Raw genomic sequence first — 16,100 nt, forward strand, 5'->3', positions numbered from 1 at the left:
ATATTTATCTTTATATTCAATATTTAGACGTCTAAATATTAACTATCTAAACTTTACCAGAGAATCTGAGAGAAAGCAATGGGAAATGTAAGGGGATACAATGCAGAATGTCACTATAATTAATTAAACTTGTTTATTAATTTTTAATATTTTGCTATAATTCACCCAGACATTAAAATTATAAATTAATAATTTTCTCTCATATAATCGCAGGGATATGGCCTGCAAGTTTCTACCGAGCCCCATAAAGGTTTCGACTATGAGCAGTGATATGTATTGGTGTTTCATTCTCTTATATATATTTTAGGAGTCTGATTTTGTGCAGAAACCCAGGAACTATTATCTACTCGTGGAAGAGTATGGTAGTTTCTGGGTTTATTTGTTTTATTATACAAATAAAGATAATGCCGGGCGTTAATTTCTCCCTTTTATTTTCAGAGAAAAATATTTTAATGTTACAATCTTAGATCATCAGAAGGAGCAAAACCAAAATGTATTTATTGATAAACCTCGTTGGAATTATTGTCTTATTAGGGCTAAGCTATCTTTTGTCATTCAATAAAAGGGAAATCACCTTTAAGCCCATTATCATCCTGTTCATGCTGCAATTAGCTACAACTTGGTTTATGTTATCGACCGATATTGGTGGGCAAGTGATCACCTGGATCTCTGACTTCTTCTTATGGTTAATTGATAGTTCCATGTCTGGGGTAAATTTTGTGTTCGGAGATTTTGCTCCTCTTGACGGATCTGCTTATACGTTCTTTATGAATGTGCTCATGCCGATTATCTTTGTTGTTGTATTTTTTGATATCCTAACCCATTATGGTATTTTGCCAGCTCTGATTAATGCGGTCGGTTGGGCATTCTCCAAAATAGCAAAAACGCCGCGTTTCGAAAGTTTCTATTCAATACAAGTTATGTTTCTTGGGAATAATGAGGCTTTGGCCGTAACACGTACTCAGCTCAATAAAATGAGTGACAAACGGCTGCTAACCGTTGCAATGATAAGTATGTCCTGTGTTAGTGCACCGATGCTAAGTTCCTACTTGCAGCTGCTAGACGCTAAATATGTACTGACTGCCATTCCACTGAATGCAATTGGCGCACTTATCATCACCTCTATCATTAATCCGTATCGTGTTACGGCTGAAGAGGATATTGTATATACTCCATCCAAAGAGGAAAAAGGTAATTTCTTCGATATGATCTCAAAAAGTATGATGACAGGCGGTAAACTCGCATTGATTATTGCGGTCATGCTTATTGGTTTTGTCTCCCTGATTACCGCAATCAACACGATTTTGGGATTATTTCATGATCAGCTCACGCTTCAAAATATCTTTGGTGTCATCTTCTCACCAATTAGCTTCTTAATGGGTGTAGATTTCTCACAGATCTTCACTGTAGGTCAATTAATGGGCGAGAAAATTGTTTTGAATGAATTTGTTGCTATGACGAGTTTAAGTGAATTTATGTCCAGCTTAACTCCACATACAGAAGCAGTCATTTCTACGTTTCTTGTATCTTTCTGTAACTTTACAACGATTGGTATTATTCTTGGGAGTATGCAGGCCCTGTTCGGAGATGTAAGAGCAAAATTTATATCCAAATATACATGGCTGCTGTTAGCAAGCGGTATGCTCGTATCCAGTTTAACGGCAATGGTTGTTGGGCTGTTTGTTTGGTAAAATGAAAAATAGTACAGATCTTATAGGAGGTATACAGCTATGCAAGGACAAGATGCGCAGTATTATGTATCCAAGCTGGGACTCGAACCACATCCAGAGGGCGGATATTATAAAAGAACTTTTGAATCTCAAGAACAGACTTCAGATCAAGAACTGAGTGTAAATTTTGAAGGAACTAGAAAGCTTTATACTAGTATCTACTTTCTCCTCGGTTCCAATGATATCTCTCATTTCCATCGTTTGAAATCAGATGAGCTATGGTACTATCATGCAGGAAGTCCGCTTACGATTCATGTCATTGATGAGAATGGTGAATATAAAGCGCACAAATTAGGAATTAATTTGGAGCAAGGCGAAGTTCCTCAAATTCTCGTTCCTAAAAATTCAATCTTCGGTTCCTCTGTGATGGACGAAGATACCTTCTCTCTCGTTGGATGCATGGTTTCACCTGGATTTGAATTCCGAGATTTTGAAATGTTTACACAAGATCAGCTCTTGGCTACATACCCTGAGCATAAAGAAATCATCATGAAGCTAGCTTATGAGGTACTCCCAGAGTAGGTATTCCTTATAATGGTTTCATAATAAACACCTTTAGTTAAAAGATGGGCACCAAGCCGATCCTTTAATAAAAGGTGTTTTTTTCTTAGGAATATTTATATCAAGTTTCTTCTATCTAGAACGGCGTATGTCGATTTTATCAAAGTAGAGACCCGCTAACCAAATAAGACCTTAATATATAACAACAGGCATCGTTCTCCGCTTCTTAGCGGGAACGATGTTTGTGCATGATTTGATCGAACCGATTTATTTACTCTGTAGAGCCTTATATGAAGCAGATACTACTTGATGGACGATTGCAATTCACCATTGTTTAGACCAAGTGTCCGTGCAGTGGAAGTGTGAATTTGACGGATGAGATCAGGGTTTTTCATTAAAGACATTCCGTAGGAAGGAATCATTTCTTTTAATTTCGGTTTCCAATTGTTCAGATGCTCAGGGAAACATTTCTCAATAACTTCAAGCATAACAGGAACAGCGGTAGAAGCCCCTGGAGAAGCACCCAGTAAAGCGGCAATTGAGCCATCGGAGGCACTTACCACTTCGGTACCAAATTGCAGTGTTCCTTTGCCTCCAGCCTCGGTATCTTTAATGACCTGGACGCGTTGCCCCGATACAAGCAAATCCCAATCTTCGCTTTTGGCATCCGGAATGAATTCTCGGAGCTCTTCCATCCGTTTTTCTTTGGATAACATCACTTGTTGAATGAGGTATTTTGTTAAAGACATATTTTTAGCTCCAGCTGCGAGCATCGTGAGTACATTGTTTGGTTTTACTGAACCGATCAAATCGAACATAGATCCAGTTTTTAAAAATTTTGGCGAGAAGCCGGCAAAAGGCCCAAAAAGTAATGATTTTTTATTATCGATAAATCTTGTATCCAGATGCGGAACTGACATGGGTGGTGCACCCACTTTCGCTTTGCCATACACTTTAGCATGATGTTTTGCGATAACTTCTGGGTTGTTACATACCATGAATAGTCCGCTGATTGGGAAGCCGCCAATATGTTTGCCTTCGGGAATCCCTGACTTTTGTAGTAATGGAAGACTGCCGCCGCCGCCGCCAACAAAAACAAACTTAGCTGTATGGCGCTCGACCTGACCGCTGCCATTTCGTACTTTTAGTTCCCACGATCCGTTACTGTTTCGTTTTATATCTTCGACACTATGTTTATATTTGATATCAACGTTTTTGTTCTTTAAGTGGCCAAATAACATGCGCGTTAAAGCGCCAAAGTTCACATCCGTACCCGTTTCCATCTTTGTGGCAGCAATAGGCTCATTTGTTTTGCGATCTTTCATAATAAGCGGAATCCATTCCTCTAATTTCTTCGGATCACTGGAAAATTCCATACCTTGAAACAGAGGATTGCCTATCATTGTATCATAACGTTTTTTCAAAAATGCTACATCTTTTTCGCCATGTACTAGACTGATATGGGGTAATGGCATAATAAAATCATGCGGATTGCGAATCAAATTACTTTTTACTAGATAAGACCAAAACTGCATAGAGACTTGAAACTGTTCATTCACATTTACTGCTTTATTAATATCGATCGAGCCGTCTGCTTTTTCAGTTGTGTAGTTAAGCTCACAGAGTGCGGCATGACCCGTTCCTGCATTGTTCCACTCGTTAGAGCTTTCCTCACCTGCACTTGCTAACTTTTCAAATACTTTAATGTTCCAGTTCGGTACTAATTCTTTTAGCAATGTCCCTAAAGTCGCACTCATGATTCCAGCACCAATTAAGATTACGTCTGTTTCGGTTTGTCTGTTGCTCATAATTACCGTCCTTATACGCTAGTATTTGAAGAAAAGATGTATGCGCTATCATGCACGGGATAATACAGCCTTTTTGCACACCTTTTCTAGATGAATTAAACCTACACCTAGCATATCACTATTTTATCTACTTTTAAATAATAGAAAACTGTGTAAATTTTACTGGTTGTTAGGATTATAATTCCATTAAGAATATAAAGAATACGGCACAGTGGATGTCATCCCTGTACCGTATCTTAACGTACACCGAAGGTGAACGTTCTACCTCTATTCTTTTACTTCTTTATCATATCCTGAGTAGAATTATGACTCACTGTGGCTTCTTCAATATCTTGCGAGGCCCAGTGATCTAGTGACACATCAGACCACGATGAAGCAGTGATGCCGGATAGCGGTCCTCTTTTTAATACTCTATTGATTAGAGTTACCGCCTCTGCTCGGCTTAGATACTGATTCGGTCCAAAACTTCCATCCGGCATTCCTTTCATATAACCTGTCTTTTGTACCAAGGCTATATTTTGTTCTGACCAATGACCTTTGGTATCCATGAATGGTGAAGAGGAATCTCCACTCAAATCCATCCAGCGCACCACAACTGCAGCCATCTCTGCTCTAGTTATCATCTTATTCGGTCCAAAGGTTCCGTTTCTATATCCTGTCATTAAACCTGCTGAAGTCACTTCATGTATCTCTTTTGCTGCCCAGCCGAGATCATCCGTATAATTTATCGCTTGAGCGGTTACCTCTTGTCCTGCATGAAGCCTTGATAAAACTGTGGCCATTTCCGCTCTAGTCATCGCTTGATCAGGTTTAAAGGTTCCATCCGGATATCCTGTCATATACGGTTGATGTACATCAGGCTGTGAATCTGCAGGCGGAGCAGGATTCTCAGGAGTTGGAGCTGGATTAGCAGGAGTCTCTGGCTGAGACTGCCCTCCTCCAGGACTCTCCGGCGTTGTTCCCGTGCCTGAATCAGGAACGGATCCCACCTCTTTTACATAGCCCAGATAAAAATCATCCATGGTTCCCCAAGCACCGCCGCCTGCTTTGATATTCGCTCCGATTGTAATGGTTCCATCGGTAACTAAAATGTTCTGAATCTCTGGATTTCTCCACTGCGTCCATCCATCTACTTCTGTAGCCACTTTCACTTCTTTACCGCCGGATATAGCAAAAAGATTCATATCGGAACTAGACGCATCGCCTCCTTGTATAAACATAGAGAGATTATAATAGCCGGATTTCAGTCCCGATATTGTCTGCTCCACTCTGAAATCCACTGCTTCTGCTGAGTAGAAATGCAGAGAATAGCTGCCCGATTTTGCATCTGTAACTTTATCCTGATATTTCGTATGCGGCTCTCTTCCTTCTCCATATGTGATTTTCCACATACTCCGGTCATCACTCTCGAAGCTTCCATTACTGGCGTGATTCTCTTTCTTAATTTCAAGAATAGCTTTTACTGTCATTCCACCTTCTGCCGTTCCACTGATCACATAACTGCCTGCACCTTTACTTTCGGCTTGTTCCAGCTCACTTTGATTCCACACAACCGATAACGTCCTTGTACTTCCATCATTGTAAGTAACATTTACAACGGTCGGCAAAGTGATCTTCTCTCCTGCAATCGCCGTCACAGCTACATCCTTAACTTCATCAATGGCAACGGGAGCAACAGCCCCTGTATCGACATATTTGAACACATTCAGTGAAGGAAGCGGATGTCCATCAAAATCAAATAGTGCCTGGTTATCGACGGCACTTCCGCCGTACCATTTTCCTGCATCATCAGGATCATATTCTTTTGAATAGCTGGATGCCCAGCCCGATCCATGCTCTTCCCATTTGATTTTATTCTGCTCCAAGCTTTCTTTCGGACCTACCGGAAGCCACGCAGGTTCCCAGTAGAAAACACCGATTCCTGCCTCACCAACATCCGCCACTGCTTGGATAACGTCTCTAACGGAATTGGCCTGACCTTGTGGAGTAATGGAATAGTTTAATGTTTGACCAGAGCCCGGTGCCGTATTTCCATGTCCGTCACCATCTTCTTTCGTATATGCATAAGAAGTTTCTGCAACCATGACTTTTTTTCCATAGGTATCGGCAACTTGATTTAAAACCGAAGTTAAGTTACTCAGTGTACCGTGCCAGAATGGATAATAGGAGCTCGCAAACACATCATAGTCCACTTCGTTTTGCTTTAATTCTTTTGCATATGAATCATACCTGCCCGATGCCTCTGGATTCGCAAAATGCAGAGCGACCAGAATATTCGAATCAATCTCTCGAACTGCACGGCTTCCCTCATTAAACAACTCACTCATCTTTGTCCAATCTGATTCACCAACAAATTGCCCATTGGTTTCATTACCGATCTGCACCATGCCAATATCAATGCCTTGGTTGATCATTTCTTGCAAGCTATCCTTTGTATATTCATACAGTTTAGTCTTCTTCTCTTCAAAACTTAAATTTGCCCATGCCTTAGGTGTATGCTGTTTGGCAGGATCGGCCCAAAAGTCAGAATAATGGAAGTCCACCAGTAGCTTCATCTCATTTTCAGTAGCCCTTTTACCGATTTTAATCGCAGTGTCCAGATCATTATTACCGCCGCCATAACCTTTACCCGCGGAATCAAATGGATTGTTCCATACACGTACCCGAATATAATTGACTCCTGCTTCTTTTAACGTTGTAAATATGTCCTGTTCAATGCCCTTCTCACTATAGAACTTTACTCCGCTTTTTTCTAAAGAAATAATGCTGGAGATATCAACACCCTTAATAAAATCAGGTGAGAGTCCTTCCACCTTTTTCACAAAAATATTTGCATCTACCGGCCGGGTTATATCGGTACTTACTTGCTTCAGTTCAAAATGGTCTACATATCCCCATGCACCTGGAGCGCCGCTTATATTGGCCCCAATGACAAAATCAGAAGTATCTTGTTCTAGGACAAATTTCAGGCTAGCTGTTCCCCAAGTATCAAATCCCGTGGTAGAAACTGCTGCTGACTTATCATTTCCCGCAAATAGTTCAACGCTTCCCGCCGCCTTATCAGCTCCGCCCATCGACTTCAATGACAGCTCATAAGTTCCTGCTGGAAGGGACTTAATTGACTGTTTTAACGTGACAAGTTGGGTATTAGTAGCCTTTGTATTATCAATCCAGTATTTAAATGCATACTCCCCTTCTTCAGCTGTGATCGAGGAATCATCGGCATACGCGAAACGTTCGATAACCACTTGATCCCACAATTCCGTTTCCACCGTCCAAGACTTGTCCTTCCAAAAATCAGATTCAAATCCCCCGTTCTTGATATATGTACTGTTTACATCTTCCGCCTTCGCTGTCCCCATGTTGAACGAAAACGTGCTTAACACCAAGATCAATACCATGAATAAAGATATCTGTTTTTCTTTTCTTCTCATGTTTAGACCACCCTTTAACCCTTTTTTTCACTACAAAAGCGACTTTCTCCTCTTGTAAGCACTTACATCTAAATATACAAGAGAACATATGGCGGGTAACGTATGTAAATGAAATATTTTGTATCCTTATGCAAGCATTCGTCTCACATGAGCCACTCCTGACAAACGGCAAAAAGCCGTTCCCTTTTTAAAGAGAACGACCTTTCGCAATGAATATATAAGTTCATTTCAATCCAGTGTCTTTGATATTACGATACGTACAGTTGTCCCATTATGATCTGAATGGATGTTTACTCCATACTTCGGGCCGTAATACAACTGAATACGCTCATCCACGTTTTTAATTCCGACACCCCCAAGTTTTGTCGATTGATTCACTCGATTTTGCACAAGTAGGTCTTTATCAAATCCCTCTCCATTATCCCGAACTGTAAAAATAACCTGGTCCCCATCCGTTTCTGCACGAACCTCGATTACACCTTGGCGATCCAGCCCCCGTATCCCGTGATACAGTGCATTTTCAACAATCGGCTGTAAGATAATCTTAGGCATCTGCACTCTTAATAAGGATGGGTCACAATCAATGGTATATACAAGCCCATCGCCGTAACGTTCTTTTTGAATAAATAGATACTGCCTTACATGATCAAGTTCATTCTCTACTGTAGTCAGCTCATTGCCTCCGCTTAAAGATAAACGGAAAAATTGTGCCAACGCTTTCGTCATTTCAATGACCTTCTCACTATCATTAAACTCAGCCATCCACACGATGGTATCAAGCGTATTATAGAGAAAATGGGGATTAATCTGACTATGCAGAGTACTGATTTCCAAGCGCCGTAAATCCTTTTCTTTGTCCGTAATCTCCTGCATTAGTTTTCTGATCTCCATCATCATACCGTTAAAGTGCCGAGAAAGGCTCTGCGCTTCATAACATCCTCTGCTATCAACCTTTATCTCTGTAAGTCCTTTTTCAATATCTTGCATGGCTCGCTCTAATTTACGAAAAGGTGTGGTGATCCTGCCTGTAAAAAGAACCACACTGACGGTGGCGATGATGAGAAATCCAAAGCCGAAGAGGACGAAAATGTTAAATAGTTTGTTTTTAATTGCTGTCAGTTCATCTTGGGATGATACCCCTGCAAAAATCCAGTCTGCGTTCCGTAAAGAATACAAATGTGTAAAGGTCTGCTCGGTCTGATCATATGCTGCTGGATCTAGAGCAATTTCATACAGTTCCTGCTGTTTGATTTCATTTTGAAAATAAGCAGGATCTTCATGATATACGACCTCATGGTTGGCATTTAAAATAAAGGAAAAGCCCGCATGTCCTAAATCTAAATTCTCCAGGTAGTCTTCGATTACTTTATACTGAACATCAATGAGAAGAACACCGATATTTCTGCCCTGTTCATTTTTAATTTCACGGCTGAGCGAGATGACCCAGTTATCTTTATCCATACTAAAATCCTGCATGCGCGCCGAAGTGAGAACAGGAACGTTCCCATTATCAATGGCAGATACATACCACGCTTCTTTCATCATGTTGCTCGACATACTCATCGATAAACCCGATTCATTCGAGATAATTTGCCCGTCCTTACTGACCATGACAATCGACTCAATGAACGGATCTGTAGCTATGGAGGTATCAATCATGCTAAGAATCTTTTCTTTATCTGCTTGCTGCCGATCTGTACTTGAAAAATAATCGACAAGCTGCGGATTCTCCGCAAGCAACCGCGAGAGAGCTTTTAGCCGGTCAATATACAAATCAATGTACATTCCGCTCTGTTCCACTGCATTCTCCGTATTCGTTGTTGCTTCTTTCTGAACAATGGATGCAATACTAAAGTATAAAATAATTCCGATAAACAGCAGGGTCAGCACACTTGCAACAATATAGTGGAGAGCAATTTGAACGCGCAGTTTCTTAAAAACATAGAAGCGTGACATCCTCATTCCCGTGCCTTTTCCCGGAATTGGTTAGGGGATAGCATAAACTTTCGTTTGAATGAGGCACTCAGATAGTTCGGATCTTCAAAACCAACCGCATCTGCAATTTCATAAACCCGCATATGAGTGCTAAGCAGCAGAATCTTGGCGCGTTCTAGGCGCATGGTTACCATGTACTCTTGAAAGGTTTGACCGTACAGACGTTTAAAAAGACTGCTGAGGTAGGAAGTGCTGAGAGCCAGCTGTTTTGCTAGATATGTTAAGGAAAAATCCTTATTCGCAATATTGTCTTCAATCTCTTTTTGTATTTTCACTTTATAACCCGTATCGTCTGCTGTATCTGTATTCTTCTTCAAATCTTGTACAAGTCGCGATACCTCTATGTATTTGTCCGCTTGTTGTCTTTTTTCAATGAGTTTCTTTAGCATTTGCTCAATATCTTTTTTAGAAACGGGCTTTAGTACATAATCATCCACACCTGCTTTTAAAGCAGAAACTGCGTAATCAAAATAATCATAGCCTGTCACCAGGGCAATTTTTACGTCTGGTTTTAGACTCTTAACCGCAATGGCAAAATCAAGCCCATTCATCTTCGGCATATTAATATCAGCTAAGATAAAATCAGGTTCGTGTTGTTTGAAAATATCTAGCGCAGCTTCCCCGTTTGAGGCTTCAAATACCTCAGAGATGGACAATGCTTCAAAATCAACAAAGGAACGAATTCCTCGAATGATGATGGGTTCATCATCAACTAGAAGTAGTTTATACATTGTCTCCTCCTTCTTAAGGCTTGGACCATATGTCCATCGCAAAGAAGATGGCTTTCACCATCTCCCTTGTTCACCTTATATATATTGTACAATACTGTATCTATTTTGTAAGATGTTCCAAATATCCATAACCGGCCGCTTCCATATCTGCTTGCGGGATAAAAGTAATGGAGGCACTGTTAATACAATAACGCAGGCCCCCACGGTCCTCTGGTCCGTCTTCAAATACATGACCTAAATGGCTGTTTCCCGTACGGCTTCTTACTTCGGTGCGAATCATGTTATAACTGGTGTCTTCATATTCAAGCACAACTGCCGGATCGATCGGTTTCGTAAAGCTCGGCCATCCGCACATCGAGTCATACTTATCTGCAGATGAGAATAAAGGCTCGCCTGTTACTACATCCACGTAAATCCCTGGTTCGTAGTTATCCCAATAAACATTTGAGAATGCTCGTTCTGTTCCTTTCCCTTGCGTAACTTCATACTGTTCATCCGTGAGTTTTGCTTTAATCTCTTCCTCACTTGGCTTTGGATATAGAGCCGGGTCGATCAGAGAAGGAATCTCCTGATTTTCTAATGAATCAAACTCAACGTGGCAGTATCCGTCTGGATTCTTCTCTAGATAATCTTGGTGATATTCTTCTGCAAGTGTATAACTGGTCAGCTTCTCAACTTCCGTAACAATGGGATCATCATAACGTTCTTGTTCCGCTGCCATGACTTTATCTATCACTTTTCTATCTTCCTCATTTATATAATAAATACCTGTACGGTATTGCTCTCCGCGATCGTTTCCTTGCTGATTTAGAATCGTTGGATCAATGATTTTAAAATAATAAGTTAGCAGCTTCTCTAAATCAACGCGCTCTGGATCATACGTAACATGAACGGTTTCCGCATATCCTGTATTACCGCGAATCACCTGCTCATAAGTGGGATTCTCCGTATGACCATTGGCATAACCAGATGTCACATCATAGACCCCGTACACACGGGCCATATAAGCTTCGACTCCCCAGAAGCAGCCGCCAGCCAGCCAAATCTCCTCTAGATTATTCTCATCAAAAGCTAAATTTACATTTGGATTCTCCGGGTACTTTGAGTCTGCCTTCAGAGATAAACCCGATCCGCTCGTTGCTTTTACTGTTCCGCATCCTGCGATTACAATAACCAGTCCCAAAAGCAGAAACCATCCCATCTTCTTCATTCGTCTTCACAGCCTTTCCTTTACTTTATTGATGCGAATTTTTCGATGATTTGTTCGTTACCTGCATGACCGGGCAGGGTTTGAATGAGCTTTCCATCCGAGTCAATATACGCAGACGTTGGATATCCACGAACCCCAAATTCATCGGCTACTTTACCGCCTTCATCAAGCAACACCGTTGTATTCGCTGCTTCTTCCACACCACTGAACCATTTTTTAAAAGCCCCTGTTTCTTTTTCATTCTTATAGCCTGGAGAAACAATCGTTAAGACAACAAAATCTTCATCGTTCTTTGCGAGTAGGTCTACCTCTTCAAGACCTGCTAAGCAGATCGAGCACCAGGATGCCCAGAACTTCACATATACTTTTTTTCCTGCATAGTCGGATAAGCTGTGAGTCTTGCCGTTAGTGTCAGTTAAAGTGAAATTGGGTGCTTCTGCACTTGCAGTCCCCCCTGCTTCTGTTGCCTTCGTTCCAGATGAACATGCAGCAAGCAAGGAGATCATGGTTACTGCGAGCAGAATAAGTATCATCTTTTTCATTGTTTTCACTCCTCTTACTGCGGGATCAGTGTAGTAAACCAGTTTAGATTATTGGTCATAAGGAACAGACCCATAATAATAATGATGACACCGCCAGCAATCTTCATTTTGTTCATATGCTTATTTAATTTTTTTACCTTACGCAGCAAAACATCGGAAAATAAAGCTAGAACTAAAAACGGAATAAGTAAGCCAAGTGCATAGATGAACATAAGGAATGCTCCGTATAATGCCTGACCTTCATTTGCAGATAAGCCTAGTACGGCACCTAAAATAGGTCCAATACATGGAGTCCAACCGATACTAAACGTAAATCCTAATAAATAAGTACCAACGAGATCACGCTTTTCACTTCGATTCATCTGTACTTTTTTCTCACGATTTAAAATATTAACCTGAAACAAACCCACTTGATGTAATCCAAGCAATACCACAATGGCACCACAGACAACGATAAACCAGCTTGTATTCAGTACAGCACCCAGAAAGCCCGCTCCAAAGCCGAGTATAATAAAACTGGTGGATAAGCCGGCTACAAAAATAAACGTTTTCAGCAACAAATGAAGGTTCAGCTTTCCCTTAGACAGCGAGCCCCTGCTATTTGTTGTTTGTCCCTGTTCATTCGTAGATAGAATGGAGATATATACAGGAAGCAACGGTACTATACACGGAGAGAAAAAGGACAATAAACCTGCAATGAAGACAGAGCTTAAAACCAGCTGTTCAATAGCCAACAGGAACACCTCCTTTATACTTGCTTCATTCATATTACAAGTATTTTCCTGTTTATGACATAGAATGAGATGTTGTAAATCTTGAAAATGATCATGTATATATCCCGAAAAACACGAAAAACGCCAGATACGGAGAGACCGTATTCTGACGCTTATCCATTATACTTTGAATTTTCCTACGAGTTCTTGCAAGTCCTCCGCCATCGTAGACAGTGAAGCAGCAGATGCTGTTATCTCTTCCATGGAAGCTAACTGCTCTTCCGTCGATGCAGCAAGATTCTGCGATTCAGCAGCCACTGTCTTCGAGCCATCAGATATAAGTCCTATGGAGTGAACGACCTGCTCTGTACTTACTGATATTTGCTGAGAAGCTGCCGAGATTTCCTGGACTTGATTAGAAACCTCTTCTATATTTTGCTTAATCACCTCAAATAAATCGCCCGTCTTATGAACAACCCCAATTCCATCGCTGACTTCCTTCACACCTGCTTCTGTGGTCTCCACTACATGATGTGTCCGCTCTTTAATTGTTGTTACGAGCTCTGTTATTTGTCCTGCCGACTGCGATGATTGTTCCGCTAATTTTCTTACTTCATCAGCAACCACTGCGAAACCTCGCCCATGTTCACCTGCCCTAGCCGCTTCGATCGCTGCGTTTAGGGATAACAGATTCGTCTGAGCAGCAATTTCTGATATCACTTCAATGATCATTTCTATTTTTTCTGATTGTTCTTCCATGTCCGTCACGGCATCCACTAAGTTGTTCATGGTGAGCTGGATGGACTCCATCTGGGATACCGTCAATTGTATGGACTGGTTACCTTCAATAGCCTTGCTTGCCGTCTCCATCGTGAGCGAGGAGGTCATTTGTGCATTAGAAGCAATTTGCTGAACACCAGATGACATTTCATGAATCGCCTGAAGACTTTCATCTACACTACGGGATTGCATTTGAGCATTGCTCGATACTTCTTGGATCGTTATTGTAATCGATTCGGATGCTTGACTCGACTGCTCTGAACTTGCCGTTAACTCTTCAGACGAGGATGCTACATGCTCTGAACTAATACTGATTTGGCGGACTAAATCCTGTAGATTATCTCTCATTTGATGAAAGGAACTCGCCAAAGTTCGGATCTCATCTTTACTTTTCACTTTGACATCTTCGATTGCTAGATTTCCAAGCGCAATCTGCTCAGCAGCTGAGGTGATTGCCACTACAGGCCTCGATATAGAACGTGAACAGAAATATCCAATAAGGATAGATACAATAAATGCAAAAACACTAACGTTCCTAACATTGGTTACGGCTTTTCTGACTAACACGGAGCTTTTTTCGCTTGCTTCATTCATCGATTTCATTTGGTCACTTGCCAGTTGATCGACTACAGGGTCAAGGTTAGTTCCTAATGGAAATACATCACTCATGAAGTACTCCGTTATTTGTTCTGAAGATGCATTCTCCCCTATCATCTGAATCAATTGGTCATTCTTTTCTTTAAATTCATCATTTCCTTCTTGGAGCTGCTGTAATGTTGCTTTAAACTCTGGGATATGAGTTAAATTTATGGTATCTGCAATCAGTTGGGTTGCTGTATTGTATTCATTTGTTAATTTTTCTAAAAACTCAGTGTCCTTCGTAACAATATAAGCTCTGATCAAACTATTTTCCTTCGAAATTTGCACTTGAACTTTTAAGATATTTGATAATATAACTGCTCTTCTATCTATTAAATCTGTATATTTACTATCAAGTGTCGTTAGATATAAAGTCGATATAAATCCAGTAACACCCAATAATAGAGCTACAACTAAAAAACAACTAATTAACTTTCTGCTAAGGGTCATTCTATATTTAAACTTGTTTCTAAACCTACTCACAAATCCCATATCATTACACTCCTTTATGAATTCACCTATCTTTTTAACAGCAAAAAAGCCACTCATTTAACTACACGAGATGGTTGAATAGGACCTTTTTCATTTTTCAGCTGAATTTATTGCTATGTAAAATATGAAGCCCTCCTACTTGTCCAATTTGTTCTAAACATTTCAATTTCTCAATACATTTTATATCGGCATCCTATGTCCATGGATGAATAGGTGACATCCCTTTGTTAGTTTGTAAAGTTAGTTTGTAAAATAGCTTATATTCTCCATAGCTTCTATAAAATATGTGAAGAATAATGACTGTGTATGAGGCAACTTTGATCTGGTGATAATACATTTGTTAAGATAGTTACTTACTATCATATAAGTCAGAAAGGAACTTCGATGCGAGAAATGCGAGATCGTTCTAGAACTCATAAGTTTCATTACATTTTTGAATTGGTGTTGTTCGTTATATGTGGAGTATCGGTTATCTACTTTGCTATGGTTGGCGCTTATGACAAGACCTTTCAAGCGGGTCTTATTATTTTTGTTCTGTTATTTTTAAGAGGAATAATGAAGTGGACCAAAACGAAGTTGCCTCCTGCACTGTACTTGTCAGTGCTGATCTTTATCACCATTACGATGATGCTTGCCAATCTCTTCGGTATGTATGGCGTCATTCCTTATTTGGACAAAATTGAACATCTGCTGTCTGGCGTTATTCTATTCTTCGTTGGCCAGTTCATCGTGAATAAGATGGTAAAGCGTAAAGGGATGAATAGCTTGCCCACCAACATTATCATTTGGTTCTCTTTATTCTTTGCTGTTGCCATGGCTGGAATGTGGGAAATCTATGAGTTTTCCGTGGATCATCTATTCAGGCTCAATTCTCAAAATGGCAGTTTGACGGATACGATGTGGGATATCATCTGCGGAACGGTTGGTGCTGGCGTTACTTCCCTCTATTTAATGACTAAACACGTAAAAACAGACAAGGTGCATTAACATCACGCACTAAGCCTATAAAAAGAACTTATAGAAAAGACCTCTTTTCTGCGACTCAGTCATGCACTTCGCTGACTTCATTCAACAAAAAAGAGGTCTCACTATGGGAAGTTTCAGTTTAGACCCACCTGTATATCTTAATATCTACCCCGATTTGGGTTGGAAAACCTTCTGCTACAAATACTTCATTATTCAAATAAGACAGTGCTTTACTGTTCGTTATTAATTTAGGATAGGTTTGAAACAAAGATTCCTTCTCATTTTTATGAAAGTTTCCATTATTCTCAATATAAATCTGACAGGTTTCTCCCGTATAATCCTGGCCGTGAAGCATGTATCTAGCAGATAGACTGTGGCTGCCGGACTTACTGATGATCTGAGTATCCACTCCTCCGTCTAATACTTTCCCTTGAAACAGATCCCCTTTTACTTGGCCTGTAAAAGAAATCATAATTACGGTATCTCCATCATTATTCTGAAGCTCGGCTGACTTATCAATCTTAACTTGTACGGTGAATACCTCTTCCCATGTCAGCAT

General features: G+C 40.4%; 12 protein-coding genes and 1 riboswitch. Of the genes, 3 read left to right on the forward strand and 9 right to left on the reverse strand.

The features are described from left to right. The first annotated feature begins 179 nt into the window (after nt 1-179). A riboswitch (purine riboswitch) is annotated at nt 180-280 on the forward strand. 211 nt (nt 281-491) lie between these two features. Next, a complete protein-coding gene (locus KJS58_RS04595; RefSeq protein WP_213530864.1) occupies nt 492-1,691 on the forward strand; it encodes a NupC/NupG family nucleoside CNT transporter in 1,200 nt (399 codons plus the stop codon). A 39-nt stretch (nt 1,692-1,730) separates the two neighbouring features. After that, nucleotides 1,731-2,252: a cupin domain-containing protein gene (locus tag KJS58_RS04600; protein ID WP_213530866.1), complete on the forward strand. Its 522-nt coding sequence runs from the start codon at nt 1,731-1,733 to the stop codon at nt 2,250-2,252. Nucleotides 2,253-2,533: 281 nt separating this feature from the next. On the opposite strand, the gene KJS58_RS04605 is transcribed toward KJS58_RS04600, so the two are convergent. The 8 genes from KJS58_RS04605 to KJS58_RS04640 form a co-directional block, all read right to left on the reverse strand. Further along, a complete protein-coding gene (locus KJS58_RS04605) occupies nt 2,534-4,039 on the reverse strand; it encodes a malate:quinone oxidoreductase (protein ID WP_213530868.1) in 1,506 nt (501 codons plus the stop codon). A gap of 275 nt (nt 4,040-4,314) precedes the next feature. Beyond that, a complete protein-coding gene (locus KJS58_RS04610; RefSeq protein ID WP_213530870.1) occupies nt 4,315-7,473 on the reverse strand; it encodes a glycosyl hydrolase 53 family protein in 3,159 nt (1,052 codons plus the stop codon). Between the two features lie 228 nt (nt 7,474-7,701). Then, a complete protein-coding gene (locus tag KJS58_RS04615; RefSeq protein WP_213530872.1) occupies nt 7,702-9,435 on the reverse strand; it encodes a sensor histidine kinase in 1,734 nt (577 codons plus the stop codon). Continuing rightward, the gene (locus KJS58_RS04620) at nt 9,432-10,199 is read right to left on the reverse strand and encodes a response regulator transcription factor (protein WP_213530874.1); all 768 of its coding nucleotides are present in this window, start codon (nt 10,197-10,199) and stop codon (nt 9,432-9,434) included. The genes KJS58_RS04615 and KJS58_RS04620 overlap by 4 nt, the downstream gene beginning before the upstream one ends. Before the next feature lie 100 nt (nt 10,200-10,299). Further along, nucleotides 10,300-11,400, reverse strand: coding sequence for a peptide-methionine (R)-S-oxide reductase MsrB (gene msrB, locus KJS58_RS04625; protein WP_306433054.1), 1,101 nt, complete (start codon nt 11,398-11,400; stop codon nt 10,300-10,302). A 29-nt stretch (nt 11,401-11,429) separates the two neighbouring features. Further along, nucleotides 11,430-11,951, reverse strand: a complete 522-nt coding sequence (locus KJS58_RS04630; protein WP_213530878.1) for a redoxin family protein — start codon at nt 11,949-11,951, stop codon at nt 11,430-11,432. Between the two features lie 14 nt (nt 11,952-11,965). After that, a complete protein-coding gene (locus KJS58_RS04635) occupies nt 11,966-12,685 on the reverse strand; it encodes a cytochrome c biogenesis CcdA family protein (protein ID WP_249716891.1) in 720 nt (239 codons plus the stop codon). 159 nt (nt 12,686-12,844) lie between these two features. Beyond that, complete coding sequence (locus KJS58_RS04640) at nt 12,845-14,575, reverse strand: methyl-accepting chemotaxis protein (RefSeq protein ID WP_213530880.1); 1,731 nt, start codon at nt 14,573-14,575, stop codon at nt 12,845-12,847. Nucleotides 14,576-14,959: 384 nt separating this feature from the next. Here KJS58_RS04640 and KJS58_RS04645 point away from each other — a divergent pair, with 384 nt between their 5' ends. Beyond that, nucleotides 14,960-15,562, forward strand: a complete 603-nt coding sequence (locus KJS58_RS04645) for a DUF2238 domain-containing protein (protein ID WP_213530882.1) — start codon at nt 14,960-14,962, stop codon at nt 15,560-15,562. Between the two features lie 118 nt (nt 15,563-15,680). Here the strand turns inward: KJS58_RS04645 and KJS58_RS04650 are convergent, their stop codons facing one another. Beyond that, the gene (locus KJS58_RS04650) at nt 15,681-16,100 is read right to left on the reverse strand and encodes a DUF3237 family protein (protein WP_249716893.1); all 420 of its coding nucleotides are present in this window, start codon (nt 16,098-16,100) and stop codon (nt 15,681-15,683) included.

It is taken from the genome of Paenibacillus sp. J45TS6, assembly GCF_018403285.1.
Classification (GTDB): domain Bacteria; phylum Bacillota; class Bacilli; order Paenibacillales; family Paenibacillaceae; genus Paenibacillus.